Origin of the sequence: Hoeflea sp. BAL378, assembly GCF_000759435.1 — a bacterium.
Lineage (GTDB): Bacteria > Pseudomonadota > Alphaproteobacteria > Rhizobiales > Rhizobiaceae > Hoeflea.
In genome coordinates this window covers 1-17089 of the sequence record NZ_JRJG01000105.1, presented here as the reverse complement: position 1 = coordinate 17089, position 17089 = coordinate 1, and the positions used below count along the sequence as shown (strand labels likewise).

At 66.7% G+C, this 17089-nt stretch carries 14 protein-coding genes; 6 read left to right on the top strand and 8 right to left on the bottom strand.

The genetic code is table 11. From position 1 onward, the window contains the following. Positions 1-196: 196 nt before the first annotated feature. Positions 197-832, top strand: coding sequence for a hemolysin III family protein (locus tag LL06_RS19440; protein WP_035530733.1), 636 nt, complete (start codon positions 197-199; stop codon positions 830-832). Positions 833-1061: 229 nt separating this feature from the next. Beyond that, positions 1062-1292 (top strand): DUF2798 domain-containing protein, encoded by a 231-nt coding sequence (locus LL06_RS19435; protein WP_081964080.1) that lies wholly within the window; start codon positions 1062-1064, stop codon positions 1290-1292. 59 nt (positions 1293-1351) lie between these two features. Here LL06_RS19435 and LL06_RS19430 read toward each other — a convergent pair whose 3' ends face one another. Next, on the bottom strand, positions 1352-3307 hold the full coding sequence (locus LL06_RS19430) for an acetoacetate--CoA ligase (protein ID WP_035530661.1): 1956 nt from the start codon (positions 3305-3307) through the stop codon (positions 1352-1354). Positions 3308-3478: 171 nt separating this feature from the next. Here LL06_RS19430 and LL06_RS19425 point away from each other — a divergent pair, with 171 nt between their 5' ends. Beyond that, positions 3479-5353 (top strand): AsmA-like C-terminal region-containing protein, encoded by a 1875-nt coding sequence (locus LL06_RS19425; protein ID WP_152599686.1) that lies wholly within the window; start codon positions 3479-3481, stop codon positions 5351-5353. A gap of 141 nt (positions 5354-5494) precedes the next feature. Then, a complete protein-coding gene (locus tag LL06_RS19420; protein WP_035530659.1) occupies positions 5495-5737 on the top strand; it encodes a DUF6460 domain-containing protein in 243 nt (80 codons plus the stop codon). A gap of 27 nt (positions 5738-5764) precedes the next feature. Here LL06_RS19420 and LL06_RS19415 read toward each other — a convergent pair whose 3' ends face one another. From LL06_RS19415 to LL06_RS19395, 5 genes are all read right to left on the bottom strand, one after another. Further along, positions 5765-6583, bottom strand: a complete 819-nt coding sequence (locus LL06_RS19415) for an ABC transporter permease (RefSeq protein ID WP_035530658.1) — start codon at positions 6581-6583, stop codon at positions 5765-5767. Next, positions 6580-7488: an ABC transporter permease subunit gene (locus tag LL06_RS19410; RefSeq protein WP_035530657.1), complete on the bottom strand. Its 909-nt coding sequence runs from the start codon at positions 7486-7488 to the stop codon at positions 6580-6582. Before LL06_RS19410 ends, LL06_RS19415 begins: the two co-directional genes overlap by 4 nt. A 10-nt stretch (positions 7489-7498) precedes the next feature. Further along, a complete protein-coding gene (locus LL06_RS19405; RefSeq protein ID WP_035530656.1) occupies positions 7499-8644 on the bottom strand; it encodes an ABC transporter ATP-binding protein in 1146 nt (381 codons plus the stop codon). Positions 8645-8819: 175 nt separating this feature from the next. Continuing rightward, complete coding sequence (locus LL06_RS19400; RefSeq protein WP_035530655.1) at positions 8820-9914, bottom strand: polyamine ABC transporter substrate-binding protein; 1095 nt, start codon at positions 9912-9914, stop codon at positions 8820-8822. A gap of 234 nt (positions 9915-10148) precedes the next feature. Next, positions 10149-11588, bottom strand: a complete 1440-nt coding sequence (locus tag LL06_RS19395; protein ID WP_035530654.1) for a short-chain fatty acyl-CoA regulator family protein — start codon at positions 11586-11588, stop codon at positions 10149-10151. 248 nt (positions 11589-11836) lie between these two features. On the opposite strand from LL06_RS19395, the gene aceA reads away from it, so the two are divergent. Together aceA and LL06_RS19385 are read left to right on the top strand one after the other, a co-directional pair. After that, complete coding sequence (gene aceA, locus LL06_RS19390; RefSeq protein WP_035530652.1) at positions 11837-13126, top strand: isocitrate lyase; 1290 nt, start codon at positions 11837-11839, stop codon at positions 13124-13126. Positions 13127-13201: 75 nt separating this feature from the next. After that, on the top strand, positions 13202-13438 hold the full coding sequence (locus LL06_RS19385; protein WP_035530650.1) for a hypothetical protein: 237 nt from the start codon (positions 13202-13204) through the stop codon (positions 13436-13438). Positions 13439-13515: 77 nt separating this feature from the next. Here the strand turns inward: LL06_RS19385 and LL06_RS19380 are convergent, their stop codons facing one another. After that, on the bottom strand, positions 13516-14715 hold the full coding sequence (locus LL06_RS19380; protein WP_035530649.1) for a multidrug effflux MFS transporter: 1200 nt from the start codon (positions 14713-14715) through the stop codon (positions 13516-13518). 401 nt (positions 14716-15116) lie between these two features. Continuing rightward, on the bottom strand, positions 15117-15521 hold the full coding sequence (locus tag LL06_RS19375; RefSeq protein ID WP_035530646.1) for a GFA family protein: 405 nt from the start codon (positions 15519-15521) through the stop codon (positions 15117-15119). Positions 15522-17089 lie beyond the last annotated feature (1568 nt).

Genomic DNA, 17089 nt, shown 5'->3' with positions numbered 1-17089 from the left:
CCGACGGGCGTCGCAACCGTCGCCGCTCCCCTCCCATGGGCTGCCTGCGATCATATGCCTCTTTCCAGCCATGAGGTCCATACGTTAAGTGAACGGTCCTGAGCGCGATGTGCGGGACCGACAGGATAGGCTGCGGTCTGGCCTTCGCCGGATGCGGCGCCCCGATGCGGCGGTCGTTCAGGGTTTGGAGATGACGATGTACCCGGATTATTCGAAGTCGGAACGCGTGGCGGACGGGAGCATGCACGCCATCGGCGTGATCGGCGCGACGAGCGGGGCGGCGCTGTTGCTGGTCTGGTCGAGCCGGGTGGCCTCGCCGTGGGAAATCACGGCCATCAGCATCTATGCGATCACGCTGATCGCCACCTTCGCCGCCTCGGCCTTCTATCACATGACGCCCTGGGAAAACCTCCGGCCCGTGCTGCGCCGGATCGACCACGCGGCGATCTATCTCAAGATCGCCGGCACCTACACGCCACTGGTGGTGATGATCGGCAACGGCCTGGCCTATGTCATGCTCGGCCTTGTCTGGGCCCTGGCGATCATCGGCATGACGCTGAAACTCGTGTTCTGGAGCACGCCCGGCCGCATGGGCCCGGCGCTGTACCTGATCATGGGCTGGATGAGCATCGTGCTGATCTGGTCGGCCTGGTCGGAGATGCCGGTCGGCTTCATCATCGCCGGCGGGCTGCTCTACACCGTCGGCGTGTTTTTCTACGCGGCCAAGAAGCTACGCTTCGCGACCGCGATCTGGCACGGCTTCGTCATCGCGGCCTCCGCCTGCTTCTTCCTGGCCATCACCTTCGGGGCGACCGAACACGGCCTGCTGTAGCCGATCGCCACGGCGCCAGGCATCGCGGCGCGAGGCCGGTTTGCCCGCTTGACGGGCCTGTCGGACCGGCCTAGCCTGCTGAGGTCGAAAAGAGGCTTATGCCGGATTGGTCATCCGGCGCCGGTTATCCGGGCCACGTTTTCCATGAACCCGCGGCACTTGAACCCGATGTCCAATCGGGCAGGTGCTGGCGTGGACAACGCCTCCCTGCCCGCAGCAGGAGAAGACCATGACACCACACGTCAAAATGAACCTGGTGATTTCGCTGTTGATGTCGTTCGCGATGTCAGCCTTCTTTTCAGGCCTGTTTACCTTCCTGGCCTTCGGACTGACGCCCGAATGGCTGGTGTCCTGGGCACGCGGATTCGCGATCGGCTGGCCGACCGGTTTTCTGGTCGCCCTGCTGATCGGCCGGCCGATCCGGATGATCGCGCTTCGGCTTTCCGGCATTCCGGCCTGACGGGACACAGGGGCGGGTGTGCGTGCGCACTACCCGCCCTAGTCCCCGAGGACTTCAGGTCATCCGGCCTTCAGTTCCGGCAAGTCCCTGAACAGCTCCAGCGCGTCGGGGTTGGCGAGCGCCTCCTTGTTCTTGACCGGGCGCCCGTGGACGATGTCGCGGACGGCGAGTTCGACGATCTTGCCGGATTTGGTGCGGGGGATGTCGCTGACGGCGATGATCACGGCGGGCACGTGGCGGGGCGAGGCGCCGGTGCGGATCTTCGCGCGGATCCTGGCCTTGAGATCGTCATCGAGCGTCACGCCCTGGGCCAGGCGGACGAAGAGGACGACGCGGACATCGTCGTCCCAGTCCTGGCCGATGCAGATGGCTTCCGCCACTTCCTCCATCTGTTCGACCTGGTTGTAGATCTCGGCGGTGCCGATGCGCACGCCGCCGGGATTGAGGGTGGCGTCCGAGCGGCCGTGGATGATGACGCCATGATGGGCGGTCCATTCGGCGAAATCGCCATGGGTCCAGACATTGTCGAAGCGGGCGAAATAGGCGGCGCGGTATTTCTCGTCATCGGGATCGTTCCAGAAGCCGATCGGCATGGCCGGGAACGGCCTTGTGCAGACCAGTTCGCCCTTTTCGCCGCGGACCGGCTTGCCGTCCTCGTCCCAGACGTCGACGGCCATGCCGAGGCCGGGGCCCTGGATCTCGCCGGTGTAGACCGGCAGCGCCGGAATGCCGAGCACGAAGCAGGAGACGATGTCGGTGCCGCCGGAGATCGAGGCCAAATGCACGTCCGGCTTGATGCCGGAATAGACGAAGTTGAAGCCTTCCGGCGACAGCGGCGAGCCGGTCGAGGTCACGAGCCTAAGCTGCGACAGGTCATGGGTCCTGGCCGGCTCGAGCCCGGCCTTGCGCACGGCGTCGATGAACTTGGCCGAGGTGCCGAACACCGAGAAGCGCTCCTCGGCGGCGTAGTCGAACAGGACATTGCCGTCGGGATGGAAGGGCGAGCCGTCATAGAGGCAGAGCGTGGCGCCGACCGCGAGGCCGGAGGCGAGCCAGTTCCACATCATCCAGCCGCAGGTGGTGAAATAGAACAGCCGCTCGCCGGGTTCGAGGCCGCAATGCAGGCGGTGCTCCTTCAAATGCTGCAGCAGCGTGCCGCCGGCCGAGTGGACGATGCATTTGGGAACGCCGGTGGTGCCCGAGGAGAACAGGATGTAGAGCGGATGGCCGAAGGGCAGCCGTTCGAACTCGACCTCCCGGGCCGGAAATTCGGCGATGAAATGCTCGAGCGTCCAGGCGCCCGCCACCGCGGCGGCGACGGCATGGCCGTCGTCGATCATCGGCACGATCAGGGTGGCGTTGGGCTTGAGCGCGGCGGCGATCTCGGTGAGCTTGGCGGTCACGTCCTGGCGCTTGCCGTTGTACCAGTAGCCGTCGCAGGAAATGAACAGCCTGGGCTCGATCTGGCCGAAGCGGTCGAGCACGCCCTGGACCCCGAAATCGGGCGAGCAGGACGACCAGATCGCCCCGATCGAGGCGCAGGCCAGCATGCAGGCGATGGTCTCGGGCATGTTGGGCATCATCGCCGCGATGCGGTCGCCCTTGCCCACGCCATGGGCGCGGAACGCCTGCTGCAGGCGCGAGACCAGGGCATGCAGCTCGAGCCAGGTCATGGCCCGCCTGGCCTTGTCCTCGGCGCGGAACAGGATCGCGGGCTCTGCGCCGGTGCGGCTCAGCAGGTTCTCGGCGAAATTGAGCTCGGCGTCGGGGAAGAACCGCGCGCCGGGCATGGCGTCGCCGTTCTCGAGGATGCGCGCGCCCTTGACGCCGCGGACGCCGCAGAAATCCCACACCGCCGACCAGAAGCCCTCGCGGTCGGTGATCGACCACTGGTGCAGCGCAAGCGGATCAGCGAGCGAGAGCCCTGCCCTTTCGCCGGCGAAGCGGGCAAATTCCATCCAGGGGCTGGCCTGCAAGCGCTCCGGGTCGGGGCGCCAAAGCGGTGTGTCGGTCATCGTCTGCTCCTGCCAAATCGTGAGGAAGGTTTAGTAGCATCGGCGGGGCGGGATGCAAACAGAAGCTGGGGCAACCGCCGCCCTGAGGGGGCGGACGGTCCCTGCGCAATTGCATTCGCCGGCGGCAGGCTTTAACCAGAGCAACGTGGCAGCGCTTCGGGAGGCTGGGGTTTGAAGTTCTTAATCGCGCAATGGTCCTTGCGACGCGCGGCGATCAGCGGCGGGCTCGCCGTGCTCGCCATCGTCCTGGCCATTTTCGCGAGCCTGCCGCTGGCGGTGTCGAGCGGCGTGGTGCGCGACCGGCTGGAGCGCGACATCGGCGCCTGGGCCGGCCACGCGGTGGCGCTGGGCGACGCGCCGTCAATCGATTTCTGGCCGACGCCGACCATCAAGCTCGACAATGTGGAGATCCGGCCGGCGACCTTCGCCGATGGCGACCCGATCCTGCGCGCCGACAGCATCGTCGCCAATTTCAACCTTTTCTCCGCGGTCCTGGGCGCGCCGAGCTTCTCGCAGTTCAAGCTGATCCGGCCGACCTTCAATGTCGAGCTGTACCCGGATTCGACCTCCAACTGGTCGTCCTCCTCGGGCGAGCTGGCGCAGGGCATCGCGGCGGCCGTGGCGCAGGACCTCGCCGCGCAGTCCGGCTCCGCGCCGCCGTCGACGGCGACCATTCCGGAATCGGCCGCGCTGGGGGCGGTGACGATCGAGGACGGCACCGTCCGATGGATCCGCGACCCGGGCGCGCAGGCCGAAAAGCTGACGGCCGTCAACGGCACGGTGGCCTGGACGGCGCCGACCGCGGTGGCCCGGGCCGACCTGACGGCGATCTTCCGCGGCGAACAGATCACGCTTTCCGGCTCGACGGCGGCGCCCTTGCTTCTGCTCGGCCAGCGCACGGCGCCGGTCGAGTTCAAGATCAGCTCCGCGCCGCTCAACCTCGGATTTGCCGGATCGGCGAGCCTGGGGGCGAAGCTGTTCCTGTCGGGGATGCTCGATCTCAAGAGCGCCTCGGTGCGCCGGGCGCTGGAATGGTCGGGCGCCGACATCAAGCCGGGCGAAGCGCTGGGCGCGCTGGAGCTGACGGCCAAGATCACGGCGGAGCCGACCAAGGCCAAGCTCGACGATTTGATCGTCATGATCGACCGCAACCGCGGCATCGGCGTGCTGGACGTGGCGCTGCGCGAGGATGAGCCGCCGCTGGTGGCGGGCACGCTGGCGTTCAACTCGCTCGACATCGCCTCCTTCCTGCAGGCCTTCACGCCGCTGCCGGTCACCGGCGCGGACATCGCCTCGACCATCGACACCCGCTTCCTGCGCGAGATCGGGCTTGACCTGAGGCTCTCGGCCCAGTCGGCGAGCCTTGGCCCGGTGGTGCTGTCCAACCTGGCGGCGGCGGCGCGCGTCGAGCAGGGCCGCGCCAATTTCGATGTCGGCGACGCCACCGCCTATGGCGGCAGCGTCATGGGCCGCATCGCGCTGTCGGAGAAGGGCATCGAGGGCGGGGTCAAGGTGCAACTGTCGGCCCGCCAGATCGATTTCGGCAACCTGTTCGACGCGATGGGCCTGACCGGCCCGCTGCCGCGCGGCATGGGATCGCTCGACGTCGAGGTGACCTCGCCCTACCCGACCTGGGCCACGGCGCTGTCGGACCTGACCGGAAAGATCGACCTGTCCATCGGCAAGGGCGTCGTGCCCGGGCTCAATGTGCAGAAGTTCCGGGAACTGGCCAAGACGGAGCGGTTCTTCGACCTGGACCAGTTGGGCACGGGCACCGGGTTTCCATTCCAGAGCGCGCGCTTCGAGGCCACGATCGCTGCGGGCGAGGCGGACCTGAAGACCGCCGAACTGCTGGGCGCCAGGCAGATGTTCTCGCTGTCGGGCGTCATTCCCTATTCGCGCTCGAGCCTCGCCATCGCCGGCGTGCTGGCGCCGAAAACGGAGACCGAGACCAATGTCGCCGCCGCGGCCGAGGCCCCGGAGGCGCTCCGGTTCTTCGTCGGCGGCTCCTGGCCGCGGCCGGTGATCTCGCCCGTCACGCCCTGATGCATCGCCGCCTCCGGCGCCCCGATGCGCCCATCTTGCGGAACTGCGCGGATTTGGCGACAATCGCCCCATTCACTGCTTCGCGGCGGCGGCGGGCCGCGGCGAAGCCGGGAGCGGACCGCAGGGGGACAGGGGCACGCCATGCTGCAGGTGATTTCGGCAGTCGTGAAGATCGCACTGGCCTCGCTGGTGACCGGCGCGGTGCTCTCGGCGCTCAACCTGTCGGCCGCCGAACTGCTGGCCGAGATCGGGCTCACGCCCGAGAGCGTGTCGGCGCTGCTCAGGCAGGGCGCGGAATGGGCGATCCCCAACATCTTGCTCGGCTCGATGGTGATCGTGCCGATCTGGTTCGTGACCTACCTGCTGCGCCCGCCGCGGAACTGACCCGCCCTCAGGACCGGCCTCCCCGCCTCAGTGGTTGAACGCCGCCTGTTCGTCGCGCCGGCGCCTGACCTCGCGGCTCTTGTTGAGGATCGAGGCGATGATGACGCCGATCGAGACGGCGCCGATCAGCAGCGTGCAGACCGCGTTGATTTCCGGCGTCACGCCGAGCCGCACCTGCGAATAGATCTTCATCGGCAGCGTGGTGGCGCCCGGCCCGGAGGTGAAGCTGGCGATCACCAGGTCGTCGAGCGACAGGGTGAAGGCGAGCATCCAGCCGGAGATGACGGCCGGCAGGATCACCGGCAGGGTGATCTGCAGGAAGGTGGTGACGGGGCCGGCGCCGAGATCCATCGCCGCCTCCTCGAGCGAGCGGTCGAAGCTCATCAGCCGCGACTGCACCACGACGGCGACGAAGCACATCGAGAAGGTGATGTGGGCCAGCGTGACGGTCCAGAATCCGCGGGCGAAATCCACCGCCACGAACAGGAGCAGCAGCGACAGGCCGGTGATCACCTCGGGCATCACCAACGGCGCGAAGACCATGCCGGAAAACAGGATGCGGCCGTTGAAGCGGGTGTAGCGGGTCAGCGCCAGGGCCGCCAGCGTGCCGAGCACGGTGGCGACGGAGGCCGAGACGAGCCCCACCCTGACCGTCACCCAGGCCGCGTCCATCAGGCCCTGATTGTTGAACAGCTCGACATACCATTTGGTCGAAAACCCGGTCCAGACGGTGACCAGCCGGGATTCGTTGAACGAGTAGATCACCAGGATGACGATCGGCAGGTAGAGGAAGGCGAAGCCGAACACCACCGAGGCGATGTTGAAGCGGGACCAGGTCGTGTTCATCGTCCGCTCTCCTGCGCCTTGGCCTGCGCCTGCTGGAACAGCATGATGGGAACCACCAGGATCAACAGCAGCAGCACCGCCACCGCCGAGGACACCGGCCAGTCGCGGTTGTTGAAGAACTCGCTCCACAGTGTCTTGCCGATCATCAGCGTACGCGAGCCGCCGAGCAGGTCGGGGATGACGAATTCGCCGACGGCGGGGATGAACACCAGCAGGCAGCCCGCGACGATGCCGGGGATGGCGAGCGGAAAGGTGATCTTCCAGAAGGCGGTGATCGGCGGGCAGCCCAGATCCTGCGCGGCCTCGATCAGCGTGTAGTCCATCTTCTCGAGCGCCGAATAGATCGGCAGCACCATGAACGGCAGGTAGGAATAGACGATGCCGATATAGACGGCGGTGTTGGTGTTGAGGATGATCAGCGGCTCGTCGATGAGGCCCAGCGCCATGAGAAACTGGTTGAGCAGGCCCTCGGGCTTGAGGATGCCGATCCAGGCATAGACCCGGATCAGGAACGAGGTCCAGAACGGCAGGATGACCAGCATCAGAAGCGTCGGGCGCAGCGAGGTCGGCGCGCGGGCCATGCCGTAGGCCAGCGGAAAGCCGATCATCAGGGTGAGCACGGTGGAGATGAAGGCGATGACGATCGAGGAGATATAGGCGTTGATGTAGAGCGCGTCCTCGGTCAGCCACAGATAGTTGGAGAAGCTGAACTGCCTGAAGGCCTCGACGAGGCCGGAGAAGCCGTCCTTGAGATCGATGGCCGGCGCATAGGGTGGCATCGACATCACCGGCTCTGAGAACGAGATCTTGAGGACGATGAGGAACGGCACCAGGAAGAAGACCAGGAGCCAGGCATAGGGGACGATGATGACCAGGCGGCGGGTGATGGCGGAGAGGAATTTCATCTGATCCTCCTCAACTGCTCAGCACGACGCCGCTGTCCGCGTCGAACGAGATCCAGATCTCGTCGTCATAGCTGAAGGGATCTTCAACCGTGCGGGCGGCGTTGAGCAGCGAGGCCTTGACGACGTCGCCGCTCTTGAGCTTGACGTTGAACACCGTCATGTCGCCGAGATAGCCGATGTCCCAGACTTCGCCGGCCACGGCGTTGATGCCGCCCTCGGGCCGGCTGCGGGAGACGCGGAGCTTCTCCGGCCGGATGGCGAAACTGGCCTTCTGCCCGGTCCTGAGCGGTTCGGCGGTGGCTGCGGCGGAGCGGATGACCATGCCGTCGGGGGTCTCGATGTCGACCTTGCCGCCGGAGGCGGTCGTGACCTCGCCGCGGAAGATGTTGATGTCGCCGATGAAGCTGGCGACGAATTCCGAATTGGGCGCCTCGTAGATTTCCGCGGGCGTGCCGATCTGGACGATGCGGCCCAGATCCATCACGGCGATGCGGTCGGCCATGGTCATGGCCTCTTCCTGATCGTGGGTGACGACGACGAAGGTGAGGCCCAGATCCTGCTGCAGGTCCATGAGCTCGAACTGGGTTTCCTCGCGCAGCTTCTTGTCGAGCGCGCCGAGCGGCTCGTCGAGCAGCAGCACCTTGGGGCGCTTGGCGATGGAGCGGGCCAGCGCCACGCGCTGGCGCTGGCCGCCCGAGAGCTGGTGCGGCTTGCGCTTGCCGAACTGGTCCATCTTGACGAGCTTGAGCATGTTGGCGACGCGGTCGTCGATCTCGGACTGGGCCATGCCATCCTGCTTGAGGCCGAAGGCAATGTTCTTCTCCACGCTCATGTGCGGAAACAGTGCGTAGGACTGGAACATCATGTTGACCGGGCGGCGGTAAGGCGGCACCCCCGCGAGATTCTCGCCGTCGAGCAGGATCTGGCCGCTGGTGGGGTTCTCGAAGCCGGCAAGCATCCTGAGCAGGGTCGACTTGCCGCATCCCGAGCCGCCCAGCAGCGCGAAGAACTCGCGCTGGTAGATGTGCAGCGTCAGGTCCTTGACCGCGGTGAAATCGCCGAATTTCTTGGTGATGTTGTCGAAGGCGATGTAGGGCCGCTGGCTCGGATCATTCCACGGTTCGAAACTGCGCCGGATGCTTCCCAGAGATTTCATGATCGATTGCCCCCATGGTCAAAACCAATGCATGTCGCGCCCGGATGCCGGTATCCGACCGATGGCGGACATGCCTTCCTTCAAGGCGCCCCGGCGACCCCGGGCATGTCCCGCAGGACGCCGCGGCGCAGGAGTGAAAACCCCCGGCCTTTGGGGCCGGGGGCGAAGCTTCGGGTCACTGGCCGGTGACGACCTTGGTCCAGGTCCGCGTCATCAGGCGCTGGGTGCGCTGATCCTTGGGCGATGTGGAATAGAGCCGCCCGATGGTTTCCTCGTCGGGATAGATGGCGGGGTCGCCGATCACGTCCTCGTTGAGGAACTGCTTGGAAGCCAGGTTGCCGTTGGCGTAGTAGACATAGTTGGAGGCTTTCGCCATGACTTCCGGCTTCATGATGAAGTTGAGGAATTCATGCGCCTCGGCCGAATGGGCGGCGTCGGCCGGGATCGCCATGTTGTCGAACCACATCAGCGCGCCTTCCTTGGGGATGACATATTCGATGGTCACGCCCTGGTTGGCTTCGGCCGCGCGATCGCGGGCCTGGAGGATGTCGCCCGACCAGCCGACGGCCAGGCAGATGTCGCCATTGGCGAGCGCGTTGATGTATTCCGACGAGTGGAACTTCTTCACGCTCGGGCGGATGGTGAGCAGCAGCTCCTCGGCCTTGGCGATGTCGTCGGGGGAATTGGAATCGGGATCCAGGCCGAGATAGTTGAGCGCGGCGGGAATGATCTCCTCGGAGGTGTCGAGCATGTAGACGCCGCAATCGGCGAGCTTGGAGATGTTCTCCGGCTTGAACACGACGTCCCAGGAATTGAGCGGGGTGTCGCCCAGGCGTTCCTTGACCTTGTCGACATTGATGCCGAGGCCGGTGGTGCCCCACATGTAGTTGATCGCGTGCTCGTTGCCGGGATCGTATTTTTCCAGCCGCGACATGATCGCGGGATCCATGTTGGCGAGGTTGGGAAGCTTGGACTTGTCGAGCTTCTGGAACACGCCGGCCGTGATCTGGCGGGCGAGGAAGGTGCCGGTGGGGACGACGATGTCGTAGCCGGTGGAGCCGGCCAAAAGCTTGGTTTCCAGCACCTCGTTGGAATCGAACACGTCGTAGACGACCTTGATGCCGGTTTCCTTGGTGAAGTCCTCGAGAATGGACTCATCGATATAGTCGGACCAATTGTAGACGTTGACGACGCGTTCCTGAGCGGCAGTGAAGACGGTCGATGCAGCGAGCATGACGGCCACTGAGAATAGGCGGGTTTTCAGGGTCATTCCTGTTCCTCTCGTTCTTTCGTTCCCCCGAATCAAACCGGGCCGAAGTCTGGCGCCAGGCTCCTGCTTGATGCGGTCCTGAGCAGAGTCCGGATTGGCCGGGCTTCACGGACCTCCAACCCTATGAAGGAATTGCCGGAGTCACAAGAGGGGAATGCGCGATCGGACGCTTTTATGCCGCAGTGCAATCCACGGTCGTCCGGGCAGGCTTGCCGATCCACATGGGCGGCGCGCCTATTGAAAATCGAAGGCGGACAGACCGGTCACCATCTCGTCCAACCCGAGCGGGCGGGTGATCGGCGGCTCGGCGCGGGCGAGGCAGCCGGCGCGCTCGCACAGGCGGCAGGCGGGGCCGACCGGAATGGCGACCGGATGCGGCGTCTTGCCCGTGCTCATCGGCAGCGCGGCGCCATAGACGATCTCGTCGCGGAAGCCGATGTCGCAGCCGAGCAGGATGGCGGTACGGCGCGGCCGCTCGGAAAACGCGCCCTGCGGCCCTTCGAGCGTGCGCGAGACGGTGAGGAATTCGGCGCCGCCGGGCAGCTCCACCGCGTCGACCAGGATCTGCGCCGGCTGCGAGAAGGCGGAGTGGATCGACAGTTTCGGACAATGGCCGCCGAAGCGCTGCTGCGGAAAGCCCTGCGCGCCGGCGCGGCGGAAGCGGTGGCCGGCGACATCGACCTCCAGCATGAAGAAGGGCACGCCCTCCATGCTGGGCCGGCACAGGGTGGTGACGCGGTTGGCGGCCTGCTCGAAGGAGACGCCGAAGCGGGATTTGAGCACGTCGACATCGTAGCGGGCGCGCTGGGCGGCGGCATGGAACGCCTGATAGGGCATCATCAGCGCATGCGCCGCGTAGCGGGCGAGTTCGAAACGGGCGATGCGGCGGGCCTCGTCACTCGAAAGTCTGAGCGCATTGACGCCGGCGAGGATGGCGACATTCATGCGGATGAGCGCCGCCTCCATCGCGACCTCGCGCAACTGGTCGAAGGGCGACAGCCGCTCGGACAGGAACAGCCGCTGCGAATGGCGGTCGTAGCGGCGGCGCCAGTTGGGCATGGTGGCGACGGGAAGCGAGCGGACGACGACGCCGTGCTCGCTCCGAAGCCAGGCCTTGAGCGCGCCCATCAGGTCGTCGCCGGGCTTGAGCAGCGCGTGGAAGGCCTCGGCCTCCTCCTCCAGCGCCGGATGGTGGTTGGGCCGGGTCTCGAGCACCTCGCGCACCTCGTCCATCGGCAGCTTCGCCCCCGCCATCGAGGTGGAATGACCTTCGCGGGCGAGCATCGCGGAGAGATCGGACAGGCGCTCGGCCTGCTCGCGATAGGCGCGGTAAAGCTTGAGGATCGCCGCGCTGGCATTGGGCGCGGCCTCGGCGATCTCGATCACCTCCTGGTCGCCCGGCAGTTCGCCGGCGAGCAGCGGGTCGGCGAAGGCCTCCTTGAGGCTCGCCAGCGTGCCACCGCCGCCCTCCCCCTGCAGCTCCTCGACATCGACCTTGTAGACGGCGGAGAGCTTGAGGATGAGCTGCACCGTCAGCGGCCGCTGGTTGCGCTCGATCAGGTTGAGATAGGAGGGCGAGATGCCGAGCGCCTCGGCCATCGCCGTCTGGGTCAGGCCCTTGGCGTTGCGGATGCGGCGGATCCGCGGGCCGGCGAAGATTTTCTGGTCTGCCATGTCACCGATCTTTACAGGAATTTACAGAGTCTGCCCGCTGGTTCCGGCCGTTGCGCTTTTACAATTGTGACAGATTTACAGGCTGGATCAGTCAAAGACAAGACAGCATGACCTGAATTTCCGGCCGGTTTTGCTGAATTTTCTCGGCTCAAGGTGCGCTGCAATGTAAACCCGGTCACATCGAAAGCGGACATGTTGCTCCCAGGCCGGTTCGCCCGACAGAGACACTTGCAGATCGGAGACACGCCATGACTGATTTTTACAACCTGGTTCCCACCGCCCCCGAGGGACGCTATGACGGCGTCGAGCGGCCCTATACGCCGGACGACGTGCAGAAGCTGCGCGGCTCGGTCAACATCAAGTACAGCCTCGCCGAAATGGGCGCCAACCGGCTGTGGAAGCTGATCCACGAGGAAGACTTCGTCAATGCGCTGGGCGCCATGACCGGCAACCAGGCCATGCAGCAGGTCCGCGCCGGCCTGAAGGCGATCTATCTCTCGGGCTGGCAGGTCGCGGCCGACTCCAACACCGCCTCGTCGATGTATCCCGACCAGTCGCTCTACCCGGCCAACGCCGCGCCGGAACTCGCCAAGCGGATCAACAAGACGCTGCAGCGCGCCGACCAGATCGAGACCGCGGAAGGCAACGGCCTGTCGGTCGACACCTGGTTCGCGCCGATCGTGGCCGACGCCGAAGCCGGTTTCGGCGGCCCGCTCAACGCCTTCGAGATCATGAAGGCCTTCATCGAGGCGGGCGCCGCCGGTGTCCACTACGAGGACCAGCTCGCGTCCGAGAAGAAGTGCGGCCATCTGGGCGGCAAGGTGCTGATCCCGACCGCGGCGCATATCCGCAACCTCAACGCCGCGCGGCTTGCCGCCGACGTGATGGGCACGCCGACGCTGGTGATCGCCCGCACCGACGCCGAGGCCGCCAAGCTGCTGACCTCCGACATCGACGAGCGCGACCGTCCCTTCGTCGACTACGACGCCGGCCGCACCATCGAGGGCTTCTACAACATCAAGAACGGCCTCGAGCCCTGCATCGCCCGCGCCGTGGCCTATGCGCCCTATTGCGACCTGATCTGGTGCGAGACCTCCAAGCCCGACCTGGAGCAGGCCCGCAAGTTCGCCGAGGGCGTGCACAAGGAACATCCGGGCAAGCTGCTCGCCTACAACTGCTCGCCCTCGTTCAACTGGAAGAAGCACCTCGACGACGCCACCATCGCCAAGTTCCAGCGCGAACTCGGCGCCATGGGCTACAAGTTCCAGTTCATCACGCTGGCTGGCTTCCACCAGTTGAACCACGGCATGTTCGAACTGGCCCGCGGCTACAAGGACCGGCAGATGGCCGCCTATTCGGAGCTGCAGGAGGCGGAATTCGCCTCCGAGGTCAACGGCTACACCGCGACCAAGCACCAGCGCGAAGTGGGCACCGGCTATTTCGACGCCGTGTCCATGGCGATCACCGGCGGCAAGTCCTCGACCACGGCGATGGGCGAATCCACCGAGCACGCCCAGTTCAAGCCGGCGGCCGAATAACGCGACACCCCTCGCCGGCCCTGGCCGGCGAGGACCCGATCCTGACTTCACAAACCCCGACAGAGGAGAAATGCCATGCCCCCCCAGACCCGTGTCAAGGAACGCGCCGAAGAGCAATCTTCCGCGATGGATGCAGACCAGCAGGCAGCCATCCGCATGCTCGCCAACGACCTGCACCGCCTCAACCACTCCGTGATGAAGGCCGTCGACGCCGGCGTCTCGGTGGAGCTGGTGCGCTCCGCCCGTCACCATGGCGGCGACGGCAACTGGGGCGACCTGCTGATCCCGGTGATCGTGACGCAGGGCCGCTGAGGCCTGGCCTCCACTGGCTGACATGAACGCCCCGCCGCGATGCATCGATCGCGGCGGGGTTTTTCGTGACCGTCCCCTCAGGCGGCGGCGGTGAGGCGCCGGCCGCGGGCGGACTGGGTGATGCGCATGGCGAGGAAGGCCAGCACCGCCGACAGCGCGATGGCCGCCACCATCGGCAGCGGCGTCCCGTCGAAGAACGGGCCCGCCAGCATGGTGAGGATGCCGCCGCAGAGCATCTGCAGCATGCCGCCGAGCGACGAGGCGAGGCCGGCGATGTCGCCGTGATCGTCGAGCGCCATCACCATCACCGTGGGGATGACGAGGCCGAGGCAGGCATTGGCGCCGATCAGCATGGCCACCAGCAGCGGGAACGGCTCGATGCCGCCCCAGACCAGCGCCAGGAGAGCCAGCGTGAAGCCGAGGAAGCCGGTGACCGCGAGCGTGACCACCCGTTCGGCGCCGTATTTCTCGCCCAGCCCCGCCGCGAGCTGCGAGGCGCCGAAGAAGCCCGCGGCGTTGATGGCGAAGGCCAGGCTGAAACCGGTGGGCGTGAGCCCGTAATGGCCGGTGTAGACGAAGGAGGCCGAGGCCAGGAAGACGAAGAAGCTCGCCATGCCGAAGCCGCCAACGAAGGTGAGCCCCATGAACACCGGATCGGTGAGAAGCGTCCGGATGCCGCGCGACAGCGCCGATACCCGCACCGGCACGCGGTATTCCTCATGCAGGGTCTCGGGCTGCAGGAGCAGCGTGACCGCGATCGACAGCGCGGCCGCCACCGCGAGCAGGGCGAAGATCGCCCGCCAGCCCGACAGCGCGATGATGCCCGAGCCCGCGAGCGGCGCCAGCATCGGCGAGACCGAGATGATCAGCATCACCAGCGCCATCAGCCGTGTGGCCTGGGGGCCGGTGTGCAGGTCGCGGATGATGGCGCGCGGGATCACCATGGCCGCGGCGCCGCCGAGCGCCTGAACAACGCGGGCGGCGATCAGCCAGCTCATGTCGGGCGCCAGCGCGCAGCCGACGGAGCCCGCCAGGAACAGCGCGAGGCCCGCGATCAGCGGCGGCTTGCGGCCGACCATGTCGGCGAGCGGGCCGTAGACCATCTGCGCCAGCCCGTAGGCGATGAAATAGGCGGTGATGGTGAGTTGCGCGCCGGCCATGGTGCCGTTGAGACTCTCGGCGATGCGCGGCAAAGCGGGCAGATACATGTCGATGGCGAGCGGGCCGGTGGCGCAGAGCAGGCCGAGCACCACGGCGGAACGGACGAAGGGAGACATTGGGCAACCTCATGAAACATCGAAAGGACGGCAGCCGGGACAGGCCGGGGAAGCGCCGTCTGGGGAATAAGGGACTTCGCTGACAGAATTCGGCAGCAGCCGGACGGGCGCCCGGGCCACCGGCCGAACGGCCGGTTCGGCAGACAGGCGCCGGACCGGGGCTGCTTCAGACTGTGCCGGAGCGAAGGCGGAGATCCGGACCGGCCCGGCCTTGCCCGCCGTTACAGGCGTGCGTGGCTCGGCCGCGGATTTCCGCCAAAGCTAGCGGACACGGGGAAAATGGGTCATGGATCCTGCTCCCGGATCGGGTGGGCTGATCCTGCTTTACGCCGACCTGGCGGCCGCGCCCAGCAAAACCCGCATCTTGGGTGGGCTTTTTGCCGGCCGCTGTTGCGCGGATGCTACGGCTCGGTGCGGCCGGAGCCGTCGCGGTTGCGCGCGTAGCTTCGCAGCCCCGGGAACGGCGGCAGCCAGGGCTCGCGCCTTATGGTCCAGAGCTCGTAGGTGGGGGTGAAGCGGCCGGGCTCGTCGAGCGCGCCGAGATTGACCTCGACCTCATCGCCCGAGCGGCCGAACACCGGCGAGCCGCAGGCGGGGCAGAAGAAACGGCCGGTCAGGTCGCGCGCCTCGCCGCTGACGGTGACCGCCGCTTCCGGGAAGATGGCCGAGGCGTGGAACGGCGCGCCGTGATGCTTGCGGCAGTCGAGGCAATGGCAAAGGCCCACCCTATAGGGCGCGCCGGTGGCGGTGACGCGCAGCCTGCCGCAGCGGCAGCCGCCGGTGACGGTGTCGGCCTCGATGTCCATGGCGCGCTCCTTCGTCGCTCGGGAACCTGCAGGAGTACACCCGTCGGGGGCGGGGGCGCAATTGCCCCGCCTGCCGGCTGCATTGGCGGCTTCTCGTGGCGGGAGACGGGAGGGAGGGAGTATCCGCGTGTGTGGCTGAAGACCCTGAACATCGAGGGATCACCGCGCGCCCGCCGCCTTCGTCATGCTCGGGCCTGTCCCGAGCATCTACCGGCCCGTCGGGTTGTCCACCGGACCGCCTGTTGCCGGGCGGGCGACAGTAGATCCTCGGAGGCAACGACGTCGCTTCGCTTGTCTTGGACAAGCCCGAGGATGACGATGGAGAGGGAGGGGGCGTGGAAAGCGCGGGTTCCGTCCTGGAATTGGGCTGTAATCGTCTCCGCACTTCTCGGTTTCGTCATCCTCGGCCCCCGAGCCGAGGATCCATTCCGTGATGCTTCCATGGTCTCACTGTCGGGAGAGATCACGGAATGGATCCCAGGCTCGGGGGCCTGGGATGACGAAGGATCGAGAGGGCGGCCGCGACAGAAACTGGAGGATGTTGGGGCAACCCGGCGTCGGCCCATGGTAATTTATTACTTACACAAAGGCAGCCACCTACCCTGCCGCGCGGGAAAAACCCGCCGGGGTGTGGGAGGAAACCAGGGTCCGGAGGGCCGCGCGGGGCGTCGCCTCGGAGGAATGGGGTGTGCATGCCGGGGCGGCATGCACGGGAAGGCTGGCGCGCACCCGCGCGGACCCGAGGCTTGCCGGACGGTGTCCCCGTCCGACAGGCGGTGGCCTGCCTTGCTGCCCCGCTTGAGGGTCGTCACCCAAGGGTGGCCACCCGACGCGGCTTGTCCGGTTACCCGGGCCGCGGCCCCGGACGAAGGGCCGCGACGCAAGGCGTGTGAGCGCGGTTTCCGGCACGAAGCATCTCCCCACCGACGCGAGGCGCATCCGGGCGAGACCGCCCGGACAGGCGCTGCGCGACGGGGCAGACCTCCGCCACAGGCCCGGTCCGCTGTCCAATCCGCCCCTCCGCCCGAAAGCGGCTACGGATCGCGAGGTCGTCCCGGTGGCCGGCTTGACCCGCTCACCCTGGGGTGAGCCAGCCCGCCGACGGAGCCACGCTGGCCGCCGCCTCTCCCCGGTCCCGGCCGGACGTTTCGGCCGATCCCGGAGAGCGCTTCCTCCCGCCCGGTCCGCCACGTTCGCGGATCCATCCGGCGGCGGGAGTGCAAGGAGTATGGCACGGGGGCGGAAGGTGGGGAAAAGGATGGGGGGGATTTCGGGCTGGAATCCAGATGTTTCGTCATCCTCGGCCCCCGCGCCGAGGATCCATTCCGTGATCCATCCACCTCACAAGCCATTGGGAAAGATCACGGAATGGATCCTCGCCTCGGGGGGCGAGGATGACGACGGAGAGGGTGGCGCGGGATCTCGGAGGGGCCAGGCAACAGAAACCACGCAGCCGGAACGTCCACACTCTTTTCCCCGAGGGGGGTCGATCGACGCATGAGTTGCGAGACGGATGAAGCTGCCGCGGCGCCCCCTCATCCGCCGGCTTCGCCGGCACCTTCTCCCCG